The sequence below is a fragment of the Pseudoalteromonas sp. GB43 genome (assembly GCF_054923805.1).
This window is the reverse complement of sequence record NZ_JBPCHJ010000001.1, coordinates 1,088,253-1,108,139: the sequence shown is the minus strand read 5'-3', so window position 1 is coordinate 1,108,139 and position 19,887 is coordinate 1,088,253. Positions and strand designations below refer to the sequence as shown.

12 protein-coding genes and 2 pseudogenes are annotated in these 19,887 nt (G+C 41.8%); 11 read left to right on the top strand and 3 right to left on the bottom strand.

Annotated elements, in window-relative coordinates; genetic code table 11:
• Positions 1 to 181 precede the first annotated feature (181 nt).
• Positions 182 to 1,348 carry a DcaP family trimeric outer membrane transporter gene (locus ACRWSG_RS05210; RefSeq protein ID WP_138599724.1) on the bottom strand — a complete coding sequence of 389 codons (1,167 nt, stop codon included), beginning with the start codon at positions 1,346 to 1,348 and terminating at the stop codon, positions 182 to 184.
• Between the two features lie 292 nt (positions 1,349 to 1,640).
• On the opposite strand from ACRWSG_RS05210, the gene acs reads away from it, so the two are divergent.
• Positions 1,641 to 3,581 carry an acetate--CoA ligase gene (acs, locus tag ACRWSG_RS05205; protein ID WP_054551154.1) on the top strand — a complete coding sequence of 647 codons (1,941 nt, stop codon included), beginning with the start codon at positions 1,641 to 1,643 and terminating at the stop codon, positions 3,579 to 3,581.
• Positions 3,582 to 3,677: 96 nt separating this feature from the next.
• Positions 3,678 to 4,328: a response regulator transcription factor gene (locus ACRWSG_RS05200; RefSeq protein ID WP_054551155.1), complete on the top strand. Its 651-nt coding sequence runs from the start codon at positions 3,678 to 3,680 to the stop codon at positions 4,326 to 4,328.
• Between the two features lie 52 nt (positions 4,329 to 4,380).
• Here ACRWSG_RS05200 and purU read toward each other — a convergent pair whose 3' ends face one another.
• The gene (gene purU / locus ACRWSG_RS05195) at positions 4,381 to 5,211 is read right to left on the bottom strand and encodes a formyltetrahydrofolate deformylase (protein ID WP_054551156.1); all 831 of its coding nucleotides are present in this window, start codon (positions 5,209 to 5,211) and stop codon (positions 4,381 to 4,383) included.
• A gap of 341 nt (positions 5,212 to 5,552) precedes the next feature.
• Here purU and ACRWSG_RS05190 point away from each other — a divergent pair, with 341 nt between their 5' ends.
• From ACRWSG_RS05190 to ACRWSG_RS05180, 3 genes are all read left to right on the top strand, one after another.
• The gene (locus tag ACRWSG_RS05190; protein ID WP_462165813.1) at positions 5,553 to 6,914 is read left to right on the top strand and encodes a hypothetical protein; all 1,362 of its coding nucleotides are present in this window, start codon (positions 5,553 to 5,555) and stop codon (positions 6,912 to 6,914) included.
• A gap of 105 nt (positions 6,915 to 7,019) precedes the next feature.
• Complete coding sequence (locus ACRWSG_RS05185; RefSeq protein ID WP_462165812.1) at positions 7,020 to 7,652, top strand: DUF2339 domain-containing protein; 633 nt, start codon at positions 7,020 to 7,022, stop codon at positions 7,650 to 7,652.
• Complete coding sequence (locus ACRWSG_RS05180) at positions 7,534 to 9,624, top strand: DUF2339 domain-containing protein (protein ID WP_462165811.1); 2,091 nt, start codon at positions 7,534 to 7,536, stop codon at positions 9,622 to 9,624. The genes ACRWSG_RS05185 and ACRWSG_RS05180 overlap by 119 nt, the downstream gene beginning before the upstream one ends.
• Before the next feature lie 36 nt (positions 9,625 to 9,660).
• On the opposite strand, the pseudogene ACRWSG_RS05175 reads toward ACRWSG_RS05180, so the two are convergent.
• A pseudogene (locus ACRWSG_RS05175) lies at positions 9,661 to 13,099 on the bottom strand (PAS domain-containing hybrid sensor histidine kinase/response regulator).
• A 387-nt stretch (positions 13,100 to 13,486) separates the two neighbouring features.
• On the opposite strand from ACRWSG_RS05175, the gene ACRWSG_RS05170 reads away from it, so the two are divergent.
• From ACRWSG_RS05170 to epd, 6 genes and pseudogenes are all read left to right on the top strand, one after another.
• A complete protein-coding gene (locus ACRWSG_RS05170; RefSeq protein WP_054551160.1) occupies positions 13,487 to 13,750 on the top strand; it encodes a DUF4212 domain-containing protein in 264 nt (87 codons plus the stop codon).
• A gap of 10 nt (positions 13,751 to 13,760) precedes the next feature.
• Entirely contained in the window at positions 13,761 to 15,485 is a 1,725-nt protein-coding gene (locus tag ACRWSG_RS05165; protein WP_462165809.1) for a sodium:solute symporter family protein, read from the top strand.
• A 119-nt stretch (positions 15,486 to 15,604) separates the two neighbouring features.
• Positions 15,605 to 17,443 (top strand): DUF294 nucleotidyltransferase-like domain-containing protein, encoded by a 1,839-nt coding sequence (locus tag ACRWSG_RS05160; protein ID WP_054551335.1) that lies wholly within the window; start codon positions 15,605 to 15,607, stop codon positions 17,441 to 17,443.
• An 8-nt stretch (positions 17,444 to 17,451) separates the two neighbouring features.
• Positions 17,452 to 18,076, top strand: a pseudogene (locus tag ACRWSG_RS05155) (3'-5' exonuclease).
• On the top strand, positions 18,073 to 18,534 hold the full coding sequence (locus tag ACRWSG_RS05150) for a methyltransferase family protein (protein WP_462165807.1): 462 nt from the start codon (positions 18,073 to 18,075) through the stop codon (positions 18,532 to 18,534). Before ACRWSG_RS05155 ends, ACRWSG_RS05150 begins: the two are co-directional and overlap by 4 nt.
• A 297-nt stretch (positions 18,535 to 18,831) precedes the next feature.
• Positions 18,832 to 19,848, top strand: a complete 1,017-nt coding sequence (epd, locus tag ACRWSG_RS05145; RefSeq protein WP_054551164.1) for an erythrose-4-phosphate dehydrogenase — start codon at positions 18,832 to 18,834, stop codon at positions 19,846 to 19,848.
• Positions 19,849 to 19,887: the final 39 nt, after the last annotated feature.

The window sequence follows — 19,887 nt, the reverse complement described above, 5'->3', positions numbered from 1 at the left end:
ATTAGTTCAATGAATCGTGAAATTAATGCGTAATCTAATCTAAATGAAAATAATTTGCAATTAAGGTTTGCTGTTTTAGTGAATAATTGATTGCAAAAAAGTTTAAAGGGCACAGAAATATAAAAAGGAGATATAAAAAAAGCGGCCGAAGCCGCTTCAGGAAGTAAAATAAGTTTAAATCTTAAAAAACGTATTTTGCAGAAAACTGTAGACGATCCATATCACCGTCAGCACCGCTTTCTAGTTCACGCTCGGCATGTTTAAACTCAACACCAAAGGTGAGCTTTTTAACAGGCGAGTATAAAAGGTTGGCACTATAGCTTTGGCTCATTTCTGTAGGGTCGCCAGTCACTGCAAGTAAATCTGTGTTGTTATCTGCTGAGAAGAATGAGTAAAGGAAAGTAGAACGCCATTGGCTGTTCCAGTGTTGTTGGTAGGCAATAAAACCTGATGTTGAATCAATCGCATCTAAATCATCACCATCAAGCACAGCACCATTTGCTACGTTTAAACCAATGTAGCGGCCTAAACCTGAGCCTTGAGTTAGCATAAATTTAAGGTTATTTTGGCCAAAATTTACTTTACCTGAGGCGCTGATACCGAACGATGATGTATCTGCATCAATGCCATTTTGCTTGTAAGTTAATTGACGAGCAAGACCGGTAAATACTAATTCACCCCAATCAGCTTTATGTGCATAACGTGCTGTAAAGTCAGGCATTGATGCATCATCAGTGGCTACGCGAGCGCCGTCTACTGTGACTGTGCTCTCTGGGTTTTCGATAGAGAATGACCAGTTGCCAGTAGTGTAACGTGCCTGTGCTTGGCGTACGAACACGGTACCCTCAGCAGGTCCCACGAAGTCGAGTGTTTCAGGTAATGCGCCTACGTTTTGAAAGTTTGACCATGCTTGACCAAATAACCAGCCATCATAAGTTACAAATGCCTGACGAATACGTGGTGCATAAGAATTACTTACACGTTCGTTACCGCCTGGTGCTGAAGCAATAAAGTCGATTTCAATTTTAGTTTTGATGGTTTTGCCATCGTCTAACTTTGTTGCGGTACCTAGGTTAAAGCGAGATTGGCGCGCGTGCATGTCAAATACAGCATCGCTGTCGCTGTCTGCGCCTACTGGTGTTGTACCAGGTACATAGAAGTCACGGCCAATACTACCACCGGCTGGTACGCCTGCTGAGTAATCACTCCACATGGCATCAAGTTTTACATAGCCACCATAAGAAACCTCTGTGTTACCAATGGTTGCAGCGTTAGCATTGCTGGCAAGTGCTGATAAAACAGCTGAAGCTGCTAGTGTTTTTAATGCGGTTACTTTTGTTGTTGTCATAATGTGTATTCCTGTCGAAGCTACTTGTTGCATTAATGATTTTTTAATAATGTTGTTGTACCACTGTTGTTTAAGATAAGACTTCTCTCAATTATCTATTGGTCTATTAGACTAAGGTGGAATATCTGGTTAAATCACAACCAATCTAACATTGAACTAGATTATAGAAGGCGATTTCGACGTTTTTTGTTAAATGACAAGATATACAACTAAGGTCTAATACTTTCAGGGGCTTTGCTGAGTGATCCTTGATGCAGGCCGTAGGCAAGTAATTAAAATGGAGACGACAACAATGTCAGAAAGTATCTATCCAGTACCAGCGCATATCAAGAATGCAGCACTAGTTGACAACGATAAATATAATACACTGTACAAGCAATCTATTGATGACCCTGAAGGATTTTGGCGAGAACACGGTAAACGTCTTGATTGGTCAACTCCTTATAATAAAGTAAAGAACACCTCATTCGACAAAGGCCACATCAGCATCCGCTGGTATGAAGACGGCCAACTTAACGCATCTTATAACTGTATTGACCGCCACCTTGCCACTAAAGCCGATAAAACAGCCCTCATTTGGGAAGGCGACAACCCTGAACACAACGAAAATATTAGCTACCAACAGCTTCACGACGAAGTCGCAAAATTAGCCAATGGCCTTAAAAAGTTAGGCGTATCAAAAGGTGACCGTGTTGCTATTTATATGCCAATGACACCGCAGGCTATTTACGCTATGCAAGCGTGTGCGCGTATTGGTGCGATTCACTCTGTGGTATTTGGTGGTTTCTCTCCATCAGCGATTGCTGACCGAATTAATGACTCAGGCGCTAAAGTGGTCATTACTTCAGACGAAGGTCGCCGTGCTGGCAACTGCGTACCACTTAAAGCAAATGTTGATGAAGCGGTATCACAAGACTCGGTAACCACCGTTGAGCACGTTATTGTTCATCAGCTAACGGGTGGTGAAGTTGAATGGAATAGTCATGATGTTTGGTGGCATGAGCTTGTCGCTGACTTACCAGCTGAGTGCGAACCTGAACCAATGAATGCAGAAGATCCGCTTTTCATTCTTTATACTTCAGGCTCAACGGGTCAACCAAAAGGTGTGGTTCATACTACCGGTGGTTACCTTGTTTATGCATCGATGACACATGAATATGTGTTTGATCTTAAAGAAGACGATATTTTCTGGTGTAGTGCCGATGTGGGCTGGATCACAGGTCACAGCTACATTGCTTATGGCCCATTAGTGAATGGCTGCACGCAAGTCGTATTTGAAGGTGTACCAACTTACCCAACAGCGGGCCGTATGGGTGAAGTAATTGATAAGCACAACGTGACTATCCTTTACACAGCACCGACTGCTATTCGTGCTCTAATGGCGAAAGGCGATGAGCCAACAGCGACTTCAACTCGTAAAAGTCTTCGTGTTATGGGTTCTGTAGGTGAGCCAATTAACCCAGAAGCGTGGGCATGGTATTACGAGCATATTGGTAACGAAAACTGCCCAATCGTCGATACTTGGTGGCAAACAGAAACTGGTGGCATCATGATCACACCATTACCAGGTGCGACAGATATGAAACCAGGTTCTGCAACTCGTCCGTTCTTTGGTATTGCACCGGCACTATTTGATGCTGAAGGCAACACATTAGAAGGCGCGGTTGACGGTAACCTTGTTATTTTAGACAGCTGGCCATCACAAGCTCGCACAGTTTATGGCGACCATGAGCGCTTTGAACAAACCTATTTCTCAGCATACCCAGGTGTGTACTTCACTGGTGACGGTTGTCGTCGTGATGAAGATGGCTACTACTGGATCACAGGCCGTGTAGATGACGTACTTAACGTATCAGGCCACCGCCTAGGTACTGCCGAAATCGAGAGTGCATTGGTTGCTCACGAAGCAGTAGCAGAAGCGGCTGTAGTTGGTTACCCGCATGATATTAAAGGTCAGGGCATCTATGTTTACATCACTCCAAATGAGGGTGTTGTAGTGAGTGATGAACTAACAAAAGAGGTACGTAACTGGGTTCGTAAAGAGTTAAGCCCAATTGCATCACCAGATATGATCCAATGGTCTCCGGGTTTACCGAAAACTCGTTCTGGTAAGATCATGCGTCGAATTTTACGTAAAATTGCGGCAAATGAGCACCAACAGCTTGGTGATACCTCTACACTAGCCGATCCAAGCGTTGTTGATGAGCTAATCGAAAACCGATTAAATCGTTAAAATCGCGTTAAAAACTTGATTAGAAGTTGATTCTAAACGTAGTATATCGGCTGTCACTTAGAAATAGGTGTCAGCCGAATTTATTAGGAGTGAACCATGAGTCAGTTTTTAATAGCGGACGATCATCCGTTATTTCGTGAAGCGCTGAAAGGGGCATTGAGTGCTAAGTTCGCTGATTTAGAAGTGTTTGAATCGGAAAACTTTGATACCACTTTGCAGGTGCTAAGCGAGCAAGAAGATCTTGATATCTTACTACTAGACCTTCACATGCCAGGCAATGGCGATTTATACGGCCTTATTCGCATTCGCGAAGACTATCCAAGCTTACCAATAGCTGTTGTTTCTGGCAGCGAAGACATCAATGTAGTTTCTAAAGTAATGGGTTATGGTGCGATGGGATTTATTCCTAAATCATCTTCATCAGATGATATTGCGCTGGCAATCAACCACATTCTTGAAGGCGATGTTTGGCTGCCACTTGAACTTAAAGATAAAGTGGCTGCTGTAGATGGCGAAGACAAAGAAATTGCAGCGCAAGTGGCTTCACTGACACCGCAGCAATACAAGGTGTTGCAATACTTACACGAAGGCTTGTTAAACAAACAGATTGCTTACGAGTTACATATTTCTGAAGCAACCGTTAAAGCACACATTACAGCAATTTTTAGAAAGCTAGGTGTGTATAACCGTACTCAAGCGGTATTAATTGCCTCTAAATTGCAACTAGAGCCTATTGAGTCGGCATAACAAACGATAATAAAAATAATAAAGAGGTCATTCAGCCTCTTCATTTTATTGCTTAAGCGAACACCACGGTTCGATTACCATTGATAAACAGTTTATGTTCAGATGCGAGTTGCAGCGCTTTACAGAATACTGTTTTCTCTACATCTTTACCCATTTTTGCCATCATCTCTGCGGTATCCGCATGGCTGACATGCGTCACATCTTGTAAAATAATCGGCCCTTCATCAAGCTCATTATTAACAAAATGGGCGGTCGCACCAATAATTTTTACACCGCGTTCAAACGCCTGATGGTAAGGCTTTGCACCAATAAAGGCAGGCAAAAATGAATGGTGAATATTAATAATCTTACCTTCAAAGCGCGCCACAAATTCAGGGCTTAAAATACGCATATATTTTGCAAGGCCGATAATATCAGGCTGATAGCTGGCAATTAAATCACCGACTTGTTGATCATGCTCCGCACGGCTTAAACCTTCGTGCGATACCACATGAAATGGCACGCCAAAGCCTGCAGCCAATGGCGCTAAATCAGCGTAGTTGGCAATCACAGCCAGTACTTCGATGTTTAAGGCTTTTTCGAACTGCTTAAGTAATACACCACCTAAGCAGTGCGCTTCTTTAGTGGCAAGCAATACCACTTTCGTTTTTTCGCTGCTGTGCAGGGCAAGCTCTGCGCCATCAGGAAGTAGCTCAGCAAGCCTTGGTAAAAAGTCCTCAGCAATAACACCGCTTAACTCTGTACGCATAAAAAAGCGTTTAGCGTCTTTATCTACAAATTCGTTATTACGTGTAATATTTAAATTATGCTGATGACAAAGGCCAGTGATCTTGGCAATTAGACCAACATCATCATCGCATTGTGTGGTTAAAATCGTGTTCATAGTCCTCATTCTAATCCCGTTTGTGTGAACACCATTATTTGCTAATTTTTTTGTGCTGCATAGCGCAAATTTAACTATCTAATAATTTATCTGATTTGATTGCATAAACGCCTAAAATGTAACCATTATTTACTTTTCGTGTAAAAGTAAGCTGCTTTCACTATAAATGTGATTTTCTGTCCATAATTATGATTAATTAAGTGCTTTTCTACATCATTTTCTACACTTTTTAACCTTATCGTAAGTAACTGTAAGTGAAGGTAATAGTTTGTAAAACATAGAATTTTTTTCGATTTATTCGAGTCAGAATGGGGTATTACAAACAATAAGGAAAAAATTCCATGAAAAGCACTCTGCTTAAAACAATTGTTGCCTCAAGTTTGCTTTCGGTACTAGCTGCCTGCTCAAGCGATGACAGCAGCAGTAGCAATAGTGGCTATGTGCAACTGTACAATGGCTCTTACAACAGCCCATACACGCGTTTATTTGTTGATGACACTGAGCGCTCGGGGGCAGACTTTGGTGATGTATCAACTCGTCATAACTACAGTTCGGGGGAGTATGATCTCAGTTTTGAATATGTTGATGCCAACGACAGTTATATTACGATTGACGAAGAAACTATCAATATAAAAAATGATCAAACTCAGTTATTAGTAATGAATGGTGACTTTGCTGAACCAATTTTTACAGAGCTAAGTGTGCCGACGTCAAGCGATGAAGATGAATTCAATGTCGGCTTTTTTAATATTGTTGGCGAAGACAATCTTTACGATGTATATGTTGCCACTGACGACGGTGTATTTGATACCGCAGAGTTATTAATGACTTCGCAATACCTCGTTGAGCCAGAATTAGCGACGCTTGAGGAAGGTTATTACACTATTTATATTACCGCTAGCGGCAGCACAGATGTGATTTTTGAATCACCAACCGTGTATTTTAATGATGAAGCAACGTACATGGCGATGATCCGCCCAAGTTATGCAACAGAAGAAGATGGCATTACGCTTGATGTCGTGACGGCAAGTAGCTCTGTAACACAACTAAACCACCAAGACGCGCAAGGTCAGCTGCGTTTTATTAATACCATCGATGATTACACGCAAACCCAGTTTAAAGTAACCCGAGGCACAACGGCGACTAACACCGAAGTTGTTAGCAACGATAGTTACTCTGAATACATGAGCATGTCGCCAAATAGTTACAGCGTCGCCATGTTAGATGAAGCTGGCGACACGATTGTAGATAATTTCTTAATGACATTAGAGCGTGAGCAAAGTGCGGTTGGTCTTTTCTACAATGACAAAGATTACGGCCCTCGTATGATGACCATTGAAGAAAATCTAACACCAAGCAGCTACAGCCACGCAGTTACTGTTGTTAACTTAATTGATAGCTATGCAGGGCAAGAGATAGACGAAGTCGATGTGTACTTTACCCTCAATGGCGAAACGGTTGAAGATACTAGCAATGTTGTTGAAGGGTTAGATCAATACGACCAACAAGAGCAGGTGGTTGATAACGAAGTTTATACAACTTATGTGGTGTTTGAAGATAACGACCAACAGATTGTGCTCTTGCAACAAAGCGATATGGATTTTACCGAAGAAGGTAACTATATCTTGGTGATTGAACACGATGAAACCACTGATTCAGGTTACAAGATGACCTTAGAGCGTACGGTGACTGAACAGTCTTAACCGGCTAAAACGCAATATCGTTGTTTATTTACTCTTGCTAAGTGTTTATTGTATAAACAATTAAGGCTTTTGCTTTTTTGTTTAAAGTATACACAAGGAGAGAGTATGGACGGCGGTATTGCGTTACTAGTCTTACTAGCACTAGTTGTTGTAGGTGGCTCAATTGCTGGCATTATTGCCCTTTTTCAACTCTCTAGTTTAAAGCGAGAGGTGGCTGCTCTTCGAGTAAAACTTAACGCGACATATGTTAATAACCCTCAAACAAATACTGCAAACACGTTTGAAAATTCAAACGAAGATCTGACTGACACAGCAAAATTTGAACCAAAGCCGAAAGCTATTATTAAGCCGATTGAGGTTATCGCTAAAAAGCCAGAGCCAACAAAACCCAAGCCTGCCATTTTAAATCCGCTAGTAAGCCAACTCGTTACACAAATCAAAGCCAATTGGCTAACTTGGGTAGGAGCGGTTGCACTTGCCTTTGGTGGTATCTTTTTAGCCCGCTATTCACTGGAAGCAGGCTTATTATCCGAAACTATGAGACTCACACTTGGGGCTATTTTTGGTCTGAGCTTAATTGTTGCGGCTGAGGTGTTACATCGTAAAGGTATTATCTTTGATGGGTTTAGTAACTATATTCCCGCTGCGCTTGCTAGCGGCGGCTTTATCAGTTGTTTTGCGCTCACTTTACTGGGTTTACAGCCATTATGGCTTACTCCAAGCATTACCTGCATTTAGCGTTTTAACCTTAATCTCTGTAGCTGCAAGTTGGATGGCGCTGCGTTTTGGTCCAGTGCTTGCGGTCATTGGTATTATTGGCGCCTACAGCGTGCCGGTTTGGGTCAATACTGGGAATAATGATTTTATAGCGCTGCTTACCTATGTTGCTTTTGTTAGTGTTTCTGCTTCGCTGGTAGCGCATTATGTAAAACGTCATTGGCTGTGGTATCTGTTATGGGCAGGTCATTTAGGTTGGTACATTTTAGTTGCATTGACAGTATCTAAAAACCTGCATTGGTTTATTAATCTTTATGCGCTATTTAGCATCATATTGTTAATTGCTATTCCACGCCTTGGGCTGGGCTTTAAGCAAATTGAATACCGCCCACATCGCTTTAAAACGCTACTGAAACAACTGCCCGACAACCCTTTGTTATTAGCGGTTGTCGTACCACTTTATCTTTTACTCATGAGTAGTAACCAACTGCTTACTTGGCAATTGAGTATGTTGTTGTTAGTGGCTTTACTGTTGTTTTTGGTATTAAAAAACAGTACATGGGATCACTGGCTAATAATATCTGTGGTGAGTGTGGTGTGTTTGCTGACAGGGCAAAATAATACTGTTGATTATTCTGAGCAACTTTTTGTATTTCGGCAAAACTACGGAGCAGGGCTGTTCTTTATTGCTCTGTTTGCAGGCTATGGTTTTTTATTTGGTCGTAAATACCCTAAACGCTTTGGCTTTACGTTACTTGCATCACTTTCAAGTTTTGTGATTATTAGTTGCTTATATCTCATCACTCCCGACCATGCCTTGATGACGGCATACCCGGTTTGGTGCTTTGTATTACTGGCACTGTCTGCCTGGCTATTTAAGTTATCCATCAATAGCACAAATCCAATGCGAGTATTTAGTTACTGGCTCGGCGGTAATGCCAATATTAGTTTGGCATTAACCATGCTCCTTGAAGGTAGCAGCTTGACCTTAGCGCTTGCTGTGCAAGTGTTGTTGATCAGTTTTTATGTGAATAAACAGTCACTCAGCATACTGACTTGGCCGCTTAAAGGTTTAGTTGGTGCTTTACTCATTAGATTAAGTTTTGCACCTTGGTCAGCGGATTACAGTGATGCGCTGCTGCTCGGTGTACATTGGAGTTTGGTTGTTTATCCTGTATGTGCTTGCTTATTTTACTTGGCAGCAAGGCATTGGCAGCAGCAATCTGTTCGAATGTGGCTAGAGGGGGCAGCCCTACATTGCATTGCTTTATTTATTACCACAGAGACGAGCTATCAGTTAGTAGGGCGCTATCCTGACTTTGAGAATTTGTCTGTGTATGAGCATATTTTACTGACCTGTAATTGGGGCATCTTGGGCTGTGTTTACTTACTGCGCTCACGCTTTACTGCGCAATTGGCTAAGCTCTATCAAATGGCTGGTTTTGCGTTATTAACATTAAGCGGTTTGCTAGTAGTGAAAAGCTTTACCGCTGTAAATCCGTTTTTTGAACCGATAAATATAGGCAGCTGGCCGATTATTAACTGGTTACTATTACTTTGGTTAGTACCAGCTTTAATTGCAATTTGGGCAAGCCGACTGACGAAATCTCAACACTATTTACAAAAGCTGTTTACAGCACTTGCAGGTGTGATGAGTGTTTTATATATCAATGCGGAAATTCGCCACAACTGGCAAGGCGAGTTTATAAATATTGCTTTGCCAACCTCAGATGCCGAGCTTTACAGTTATTCTTTAGTTTGGCTTATTATCGGAGCTATGTTAGTTGTGATAGGGCATTTAAAAACCATTACGTTATTACAAAAGCTTGGCCTTGGCTTATTGGCGCTGGTAGTGTTAAAAGTGTTCTTGATTGATATGGCAAACTTAACTGGATTATTGCGGGCTATTTCGTTTATCGGCTTAGGCTTGTCGTTAGTTGCGCTTAGTTGGTTGTTCCAAAAATTTAAGGCAAAGCCCGCAGCTTTGCCTTAAATCTATGTTTTTAAAAACGTTGGTTAAGCACTATTGTTAAGTACTGTGGTTAAGCAGTGCTTTGAGTTTTGCGGGCTTAACAGGTTTACTAAGGTAATGAATTTGCTCTTCTTTGGTTTGCTGTTTTAGCGCTTCATCACGTACCGCTGTGATTAAAATTGCCGGTACTGGGCTTTGCCAAATTTCTCGTAGGGTTTTAATAAGCGTGATGCCATCGCAATCATGACCGAGCTGATAATCCATTAAGATCACATCGGGCGCTCGGTGCTCTTTGGCATAGGCCATCACGGTTTCAACTTGATCAAAGAGTTGGTAATTGGCCTGCCACTTTTGCAATAGGCTTGCCATGGCATTAAGGTTTTCTGGGTCATCATCCACCGCAATAATATTCATTGCACTGCGGTTCTCAACACCTTTTTTAGGTGCCTCTTTTTGTTGAATAAATTGGCTTTCACCATAAGGTACTTCAATACTAAAGCGGCTACCTTTGCCAGGCTTTGAACTGACATCTAATCGTAAAGAGAGTAAGTCGGCCATTCGTTTTACAACTCCTAAGCCAAGGCCAACCCCTTTGTTATCTCCCGCTTCAATACGATAAAAGTCATTAAAGATCTTCGCTTGCTCTACTTCTGTAATGCCGGGATATGTGTCCCATACTTCAATACGTAAATGATGTTTGCGTTTGCGACAAGCAATTAAAACTCGGCCACTATCAGTGTATTTAACCGCATTTGACACCAAGTTTTGAATAATTCGTCGTAAATAAGTGATATCACTGTGAACAATTACTCCTTTTGAACGCACCGTCAGCTTTAAGCCTTTTTCGCTCGACATAATGGCGTATTCGTTCTTAAGCGGGGCAAGTATGTCATCAATACTAAAGTGACGTGGAGTTGGCGTCATTGCCCCTTGCTCGAGCTTGGCAATTTCTAACAGCGCAGACATCAAATGCACCGTTGAATCTAAACTTGCGCCAAGCTTTTCAAAGTTATTTAAGTTGTTGTTAGAGAGGGTTTTATCATCAATGGCTGCAAGGTACAGGCGCGCCGCATTCAGCGGTTGTAAAATATCGTGACTTGCTAAGGCTAAAAATCGCGTTTTACTGTCATTAGCTTGTTCTGCCTCTTTTTTAGCTAAAGTAAGTGCTTGCTCAGTTTGTACTCGGCTATCGATTTGTGCTTGTAAATCTTTATTGATAGTACGGATTTCTTGAGTACGCGCTTCAATACGGTTTTCAAGGTCCATGTTTACTTCTTCAAGCGCATTTTGCGTTTCGATATGCGTGGTAACATCAGAGAAACTTGTTACAAAGCCACCATCTGGCAGTGGGTTACCAATCATTTCGAACACTTGGCCATTACGGCGGTGGCGAATAAAGTGGTGGGGCGTGCCGTTTTTAAGATGCTGCACGCGCTTTTCTACATGGCGCTCAACTTCACCTGGACCACACTCGCCGCGCTCGGCATTGTAGCGGATCACTTCCTCTATGGGTTGACCAACCTCTAAAAAGTTTTCTGGGTAGTCAAACATTTCTGCGTAGCGCTTATTCCATGCCACTAAATTAAGCTCTTTATCAACAACAGAAATACCATGGCTGAGGTTTTCAAGTGAGGTGAATAATAGGTTTTGGTTAAATTGCAGAGCTTGTGTGGTTTCATCAAAAAAGTTAACGACTTCTTCAAGGTCATGCGTTTACCTGAGGCAACTGTGTGGATCAGCGCCTGTGCTGAAGAGGCACCAAGCACACCAGTTAAGGCGCGTTCACAATAGGCAATAAACTCAGGTTCTGGGTGTGCGTTATTATTATCTAAGTTATGAGTTAAAGAGTAATGGGCTAAAACTTGTTGCGAGCGCTGTACGCCCAAGAAGGTTTGTAGCAGAACCTTAAAGTCGTAGACGGTGGCTTTCACATTTTTATTCAAGCGTCTAGCAAACACGGCTTGCTCTTTTGGATTAACAAAGGCAGCTGCCTGAATTTTATCAATTAAACGCTCATCTGCACCGAGCGAAAAACTAATGTAACAGCCAATATTGGCAAATAAAGCAATGAGGGTGCCACGAGTAATGAGTGTTTGTTGTAGCTCTGCGTTTAAGGTATTGCCTGCATCTAAAATAGGTAGCATTAAGAATAAAACCCAGCAAATGAAGCCTGCTAATAATCCCGCATAAACCCCATAAGCATGGCCTTTTCGCCAATATAGACCACCCACAATAGCAGGCAGTAATTGCGATACTAAAGAAAAGGCGACTAAACCCATACTAGCCAATGCTTTACCATGACCAAACCATTGCTGGTAGAAATACGACAAAATCAAAATGCCAGCAATTGTGAATCGTCTAACTAACAGAATTTGTGATTTATAGCTGCTGGTGATGAGGTTACGTTTAAACTTACGACGCAGCATTAACGGCAATACCACATCGTTTGAGATCATGGTGCTGAGTGTAAGTGTGGCTACAACAATCATCGCTGTAGCCGCTGATAGACCTCCGATAAATACAAAGGTCGTTAAAAAGGCGTTTTCGTGCATCAGCGGTAGGGCTAATACAAAGCTATCTGGAGAGAAGCCACTACCAATGCCTGGGTGTATAGCTGCTGTTGCAATAGGGAAAATCATTGCCGCAGTCAGTAACAAATACAGGGGGAATGCCCAGCGGGCTGTATAAAGATGGCGTTTATCTTGGTTATCGACCACAGTTACATGGAACTGCCTTGGTAAACAGATAATCGCCGCAGCTGCCATTAATGACTGACCGATAAAGTTAAAGCTAAAAAAGTCGAAGTTATGCCAGTGCTGCCAAATAGAGCCCTTTAGTTGCTCGGTTTGCACCGTAGTTAAATTAAATAATGTGTATAAAGCAAGCCCAGCAACGGCCACTAAAGCCAGTAATTTAATCATCGATTCAAAGGCAACAGCCAGCATCAGCCCCGAGCGATATTCGGTTACATCCACCTTACGAGTACCAAAGAATATCGCAAACATTGCCATGATAAGTGTTGCTGAAAGGGCCAGCATAGATCCCGAAATACGATCGTCGTTTTGCAGCAGTAAGAAGCTGCTACTCAGTGCTTTTAATTGCAGTGCGATATACGGAATAGTCGCTAATAAAGCGATAATCGTTACCATAATCGCGGTGGTTTGCCGTTTACCATAGCGAGCAGAAATAAAGTCGGCGATAGTGGTGATATTTTGCTTTTTACTGACCAGTACTAATTTACGTAAAAACCCTTAACCAAGAAAAATAGCAGCGCAGGGCCAATTAAAATAGGTAAGTAGTTCCAACTGCTGGTGGCTGCTGTACCAACCGAACCATAGTAGGTCCAAGACGTACAGTAAATCCCTAGTGAAAAAGAATAGACAAATGGGTGGTGACTAATTCTTTTTGCAAGAGGAGTGGTTTTGTCTCCCCAATTTGCCAACCAAAACAACACGCCAATATAGGCGAGTGCAACAAATAAAAGCGCAGCTGTCATGTTTAAATTCAGTAATTATTGTAATAACACTACCTTACCAGAATTATGCGCGATTTCGATGGCTAGATTTTTTGCAATAAAAATTAATAAAAAGCAAGTTGTTGATATTTAAAAGATAGTACTGTTTTATGCGCTGTTATTAGACTAATGTCGCAGATCATTCGTTTTTACTATTTTCGCTATTTCGCAAATTTATCTTTATAGGTTAAGTTGTTGTTAAATATTGTTTTTTACCATTCGTTAACAAATGGTGTTTTGCAGTTTACGTAAACGTAAACTAACTGTTACGACTATGGTCTCAATTCCATAAATCAGAACCCTTGCTAACTTAGTTAATGACAACTAATACCACTCATTACTTTCTTGTAATGCATAAGGGGATAAAAAATGGCTTTTAAAGATGAAGAACAAGCAAAAGCTTATTGGGCGGAAAACCTCGCACTGCTATTTAAATTATTAGCAATTTGGTTTGTCGTGTCATTTGGCTTCGGCATTTTACTGGTAGACGTACTTAACGAGATACGTTTCTTTGGGTTTAAACTCGGCTTCTGGTTCTCCCAGCAAGGCGCTATTTACACCTTTGTTGCTTTGATTTTTGTTTACGTTTTCAAAATGAATACGTTAGATAAAAAATACGGCGTAGACGAATAGGAGCTAAGCAATGGATGTTCAAACACTCACGTTTATTATCGTCGGTTTAAGCTTCGCGCTTTATATCGGCATCGCAATCTGGGCTCGTGCTGGGTCAACAAATGAATTCTACGTTGCAGGGGGCGGTGTACCGCCGCTAGCAAATGGTATGGCAACCGCTGCTGACTGGATGAGTGCGGCATCGTTTATCTCAATGGCGGGTATTATCTCGTTTGCGGGTTATGACGGTGGTGTATATCTAATGGGTTGGACAGGTGGTTATGTACTACTTGCACTTTGTTTAGCTCCTTACCTACGTAAGTTTGGTAAGTTCACGGTACCTGATTTCATCGGTGACCGTTATTACTCACAAGCTGCACGTGTTGTTGCAATTTTATGTGCTATTTTTATCTGTTTCACATATATCGCAGGTCAAATGCGTGGTGTAGGTGTGGTTTTCTCTCGCTTCTTAGAAGTAGATATTGAGACCGGTGTTTACATTGGTATGGTGATTGTATTCTTCTACGCTGTATTAGGCGGTATGAAGGGGATTACATATACGCAAGTAGCTCAGTACTGTGTACTCGTATTTGCTTACCTTGTTCCAGCAATCTTCATTTCAATGATGATGACAGGTCACTTCTTCCCACAAACCGGTTTCGGTGCAACCCTTAGCGATGGCTCAGGACAGTTTGTACTTGATAAACTAGATGGACTCAGTACCGAGCTTGGCTTTGCGCAGTACACCGAAGGCTCGAAGAGCATGATTGATGTATTCGCAATCACAGGCGCGCTAATGGTTGGTACAGCAGGTTTACCGCACGTAATCGTTCGTTTCTTCACTGTTCCACGTGTTAAAGACACGCGTATCTCAGCTGCATGGACACTTGTTTTCATTGCAGTTGTTTATACAACAGCACCTGCTGTAGCGTCATTCGCTCGTGTAAACATGATTGATACAATTAACGGTAAAGACGGTAGCGGTACAGAGTACGCAGAGGCACCAGCATGGGTTAAAAACTGGGAAAGAACAGGCCTAATCACCTTTAACGATAAAAATGGTGACGGCAAAATGTTCTACTCAGCAGGTAAGATTGATGATCCAAACAGCGCAAACGAAGTTAAAGTTGACCGCGACATAATGGTACTTGCAAACCCTGAGATCGCAGACTTACCAGCATGGGTGATTGCATTAGTCGCAGCAGGTGGTATCGCAGCAGCGCTATCAACAACAGCAGGCTTACTATTGGTGATCTCGACCTCGGTATCCCATGACTTATTAAAACGTACCTTAAAACCAGATATAAGTGACAAACAAGAGCTACTTGCAGCACGCTTAGCTGCGATGATAGCGATTGTGATTTCAGCTTACTTTGGTATTAACCCGCCAGGGTTCGTGACCTCGGTTGTTGCCTTCGCCTTCGGCTTAGCAGCGGCGAGCTTCTTCCCAGCCATCATTATGGGTATCTTCTCTAAGAAGATGAATAAAGAAGGTGCGATTGCGGGTATGGTGACAGGTATTACATTCACAGCGGCTTATATTATCTACTTCAAGTTCGTAAGCCCTGAGTTGAATACACCGGCAAACTGGTTATTTGGTATTTCACCTGAAGGTATCGGTCTTATTGGTATGATTGTTAACTTTGTAGTTGCAGCTATCGTACTTAAACTAACGGCTGAAACACCAGTTGAAATCCAAGAAATGGTTGAAGGTATCCGTAACCCTAAAGGTTCGAGCGCAGCACACGCGCACTAATAAAACCATTTTATAAGAACACACTCTTGACGTTTAAAAGCCCGACTTAAGTCGGGCTTTTTATTTATTTCAAACAGGGGTAGTGTAGATATTGTCTCTATTATATAGCGAGAATGACCATGAATACCGAGCAACAGGAAGTCGCCCAATTTGTGATGCAGCAAACGCCATTTAATCAGCTTGATGGCGCTGCCAGTGAGTATTTTGTAAACCATCTCGATATTATTTATTTGACCCGTGAGAATCAAAATCAGTGGTTAAGTTCGGATAATCTAAGATTATTTTTAATTCGCTCTGGCGATTATGATTTAGTTGACCCAAAAGGCGATGTGATCACTAAGTTATCAAGTGGCGATTACTTTGGTTTTCCTTCACTGTTAACTGGCGAAGCAATTCAAAATAGCATTTCAGTGCAAAAGGAAGGCATTGTTTACATGCTGAACCAAGCGGCATTTGATTACTTACGCCGTGAGTATAAAGTGTTTGAGCAATACTTTGTTCGTGCCCATAAAAACCGTTTATTGTCGTCTCATTATAAAAGTCAAAACGACAGTTGGTCGGAGAAAAAAATTTGCGAGTTGATGAATCGCAAGGCCGTCACCTTGGCGCCAGATGCAAGTATTCGTCAAGCCGCTAAAAAAATGAAACAACAGGGTGTTTCATCGATTATGTTGACTGAACATGAGCGTCTTGTAGGAGTCGTGACCGACCGAGATTTACGCAACCGCGTATTAGCCGATGAGGTTGACCCACAAGAGTCAGTGAGTAGCATCATGACGTGTAAGCCCAAGTTTATTTTTGAAAATAACCGCGTGTTTTCGGCGCTACACTTAATGCTTAAGCACAATATTCACCATTTACCTGTGCTTGATGAACATCACAAACCGCTTGGTATGCTCACCAGTACTGATTTACTGCGTCAGCAAAAAAGCGACCCAGTACAATTGATTGGACGAATTTACAAAGCGCACAGCGTGGTTGATTTAAAGCGTTATTCGCAAGAGATACCCGGTTTATTAAAAGGTTTTTCAAACAATATTGATGACATCTCCTTGATTGGTAAATTATTAAGTGGCTTAACTGATGCGTTGACTTCGCGGTTAATTCGTTTGTTCCAAGAAGATAATGGTGCGGCACCAACCAGCTTTAGTTTTATTTGTTTTGGTTCACAAGCACGAGAAGAACAAACACTGCATTCTGACCAAGATAATGGCCTGTTGCTACCTGATGATTTAACAGAAGAACAACACGATTACTTTAAGCGCATGGGCGAGTATGTCTGTGAGCATTTAATTGAGTGCGGTATAAAACGTTGCCCTGGCAATATTATGGCGAGCAATGCACAGTGCCGTATGGGCATTAATGCTTGGACAGAAAAGTTTCATAAGTGGATCACCTCACCTACACCAGAGGCGATGCTCAATTGTAAGATATTTTTTGACCTACGTTTTATTGAAGGTTCCACTACCTTATATGCGCGCTTTTGTGAGCAGCTAAAACGCATTTCTAAAAATGACTTATTCTATGCGGCTATGGCCAGCGACATTAAAAATACGCCAGTGCCCATTGGTTTGTTTAATCAATTTAAATTAGAGAAAGACGAAAAGCAGCATAAGTACCTCGACTTAAAAAAACGCGGTGTGGTGATCATCAACGACATAGTACGTTTATATTCCCTCAAAGCGGGTATTCAGCGTGCTAATACGCAAGAGCGTATTGATGCGTTAATGAAATTTTCGTTACTCAATAAAGATGACTTGTATAACCTAAAAGACTGTTGGCGTTTTTTAACTCAACTGCGTTTAGGCACGCAAATTAACGAAGAGGGATTGCCTAGCAACTGTATTAACCCAAATGCGTTGAATTCATTAGAGCGACATCAATTAAAAGAAGCATTTTATTTGGTTAAACAAGCACAGCAAGCCGCCGCCTTTAAGTTTGCTCGCGGTAGTTTATAGGAGAGAGTATGGTTAAACGCTGGTTAAGTCGGTATTTAGCGCGCAAGCAACTCTTGGCAGCTGATGCCTATAAAGAACGCTACATAGTGATAGACATGGAATTAACGGGCCTAGATCCTCGCCAGCACGAAATTGTTTCGGTGGCGTGGGTAATGATAGAAGATCAATGCATTAAACTCAGCGGTGCGCAGCACTTAATAAATAAAGACGTGCAAAGCTTAGAGCAAAGCCCGATTTATCACGGTATTGCAAAACAAGACATAGATACAGGTGAAAGCCTCGAAAGCATTCTTGGCAAGCTGCATCAGCATTTTGGTGAGTGCATTTTAGTGTTTCATAACGCGGCACTTGATTGGGGGTTTTTAAAACAAATTATGCAGAACGCTTGGCTTAGATGCAAAAGCGCGTTTAATTCTTGATACCTTTGTTATTGAAAAAAAACGCCTGCACCAGCAAGGCCACGAAATTGGCCACGATGATTTAACACTTAGCGAATGCCGTAAGCGCTACAACTTACCGCATTACAGCTCGCACCATGCCCTGACTGATGCCATGGCAACGGCGGAGTTATTCTTAGCCCAGTGTCATCAAATTAGTCGTGGTAAGGCATTGAAAGTAGGGGAGCTTGTGTGAATCAGTTAGAATTAAAAGTGCCCCCAGTTGTGCTGCTGTTGATCATTGCGTTGATGATGTGGGGCATAGCAGAGTTGTTTACGAGTTTTAGCTTCTCGTTTTTCGTATCATCTTTTGTAGCACTACTCATTGCATTTTTAGGTGTGGTGTTTGCTTTATTAGGTGTTTATCAATTTCGTAAGCAAGGTACGACTGTTGACCCTCGAATTCCAGAAAAGTCGGCGAGCCTTGTTACAAGTGGTGTTTATCATTTTAGCCGTAACCCAATGTATGTTGGTATGTTATTAATGCTAGTTGGTTGGGGAATTTATCTTGGTAATATTGCGAGTTTTATAATGCTGCCGGTATTTATTCTCTATATGAATCGATTTCAAATTATGCCAGAAGAAACGTTTATGGCTGAGAAGTTTGGGTCAGCATACCAGCAATACCAAAAATCTGTTCGTCGCTGGCTATAAAGGAAAAAAGTAAGATTGAGGTTGCTAACGCAGTTTTATTTACCTTGCCCTCTTATAAAAATGTCTAAGGTCGATTACCAAAACTGCGCCATCTAAAACATGCTAAGCAATTTTTATTTTGGCTGACCTCTTATAAAAACTTCAAAGGTCGATTACCAAAACTGCGCCATCTAAAACATACTAAGCAACTTTTATTTCACCTGACCTCTTATAAAAACTCTTCAGGTCGATTACAATACCGCCATCTAAAAGGCAGCTGCCTTTATCTGCAAGCAAATAGAGTGGATTTTCTTCTTCATGGCAATCAAACTTGCAATTAATGGTTTTGGTCGAATCGGGCGCAACATCGTCCGTGCTCTGTATGAGTCTGGGCTTGAAGATCAAATCAAAATTGTCGCTATTAACGAATTAGCCGACCCTAAGGGCATTGCCCATCTCCTTAAATACGATACATCTCATGGCCGCTTTTCATTTCCAGTTAATCTTGGCGAAGATACTTTAACGGTTGCTAACGACTCTATAGCCTTATTTGCAGAAGAAAACCCTGCAGAACTGCCATGGCAAACGCTTGATGTTGATGTGGTTCTTGAATGTACTGGGGTGTATCACTCTCGTGAACATGCAGAACTACACTTAGCTGCTGGTGCAAAAAAAGTATTGTTTTCGCAGCCTGCAGATGCTGATGTCGATGCCACAATTGTGTATGGTATTAATGATGATGAGCTAAAAGCTGAACATACGATTGTTTCAAACGGTTCATGTACCACAAACTGTATTGTGCCAGTGATTAAAGTGCTGGATGACGCATTTTCGATTGAATCTGGGGCTATTACAACGATTCATGCCTCGATGCATGATCAGCAAGTGATTGATGCGTATCATCATGATTTACGCCGCACTCGTGCTGCAAGCCAATCTATTATTCCGGTAGATACAAAGCTTGCTCGTGGTATTGAGCGTATATTGCCTAAGTTTCATAGTCGCTTTGAAGCCATTGCTGTTAGGGTACCCACTATCAACGTGACGGCGATGGATTTAAGTGTAACAGTGAATACTGATGTGAATTTAGCGACTGTCAATCAAGCACTTAAGTTAGCTGCAAAAGACCGCCTTGACGGTATTTTAAGTTACACTGAAGAGCCATTGGTATCGGTAGATTTTAATCATGACCCACATTCTTGTATCATAGATGGCACTCAGACACGTGTTAGTCATAAACGACTGATAAAGTTGTTAGTGTGGTGCGATAATGAGTGGGGCTTTGCGAATCGTATGCTCGACACTGCGCGTGCGATGATGGCTGTAAGCCAATAATTTATAAATATAATATTAGTATCGTTAACTAAGGAGAAG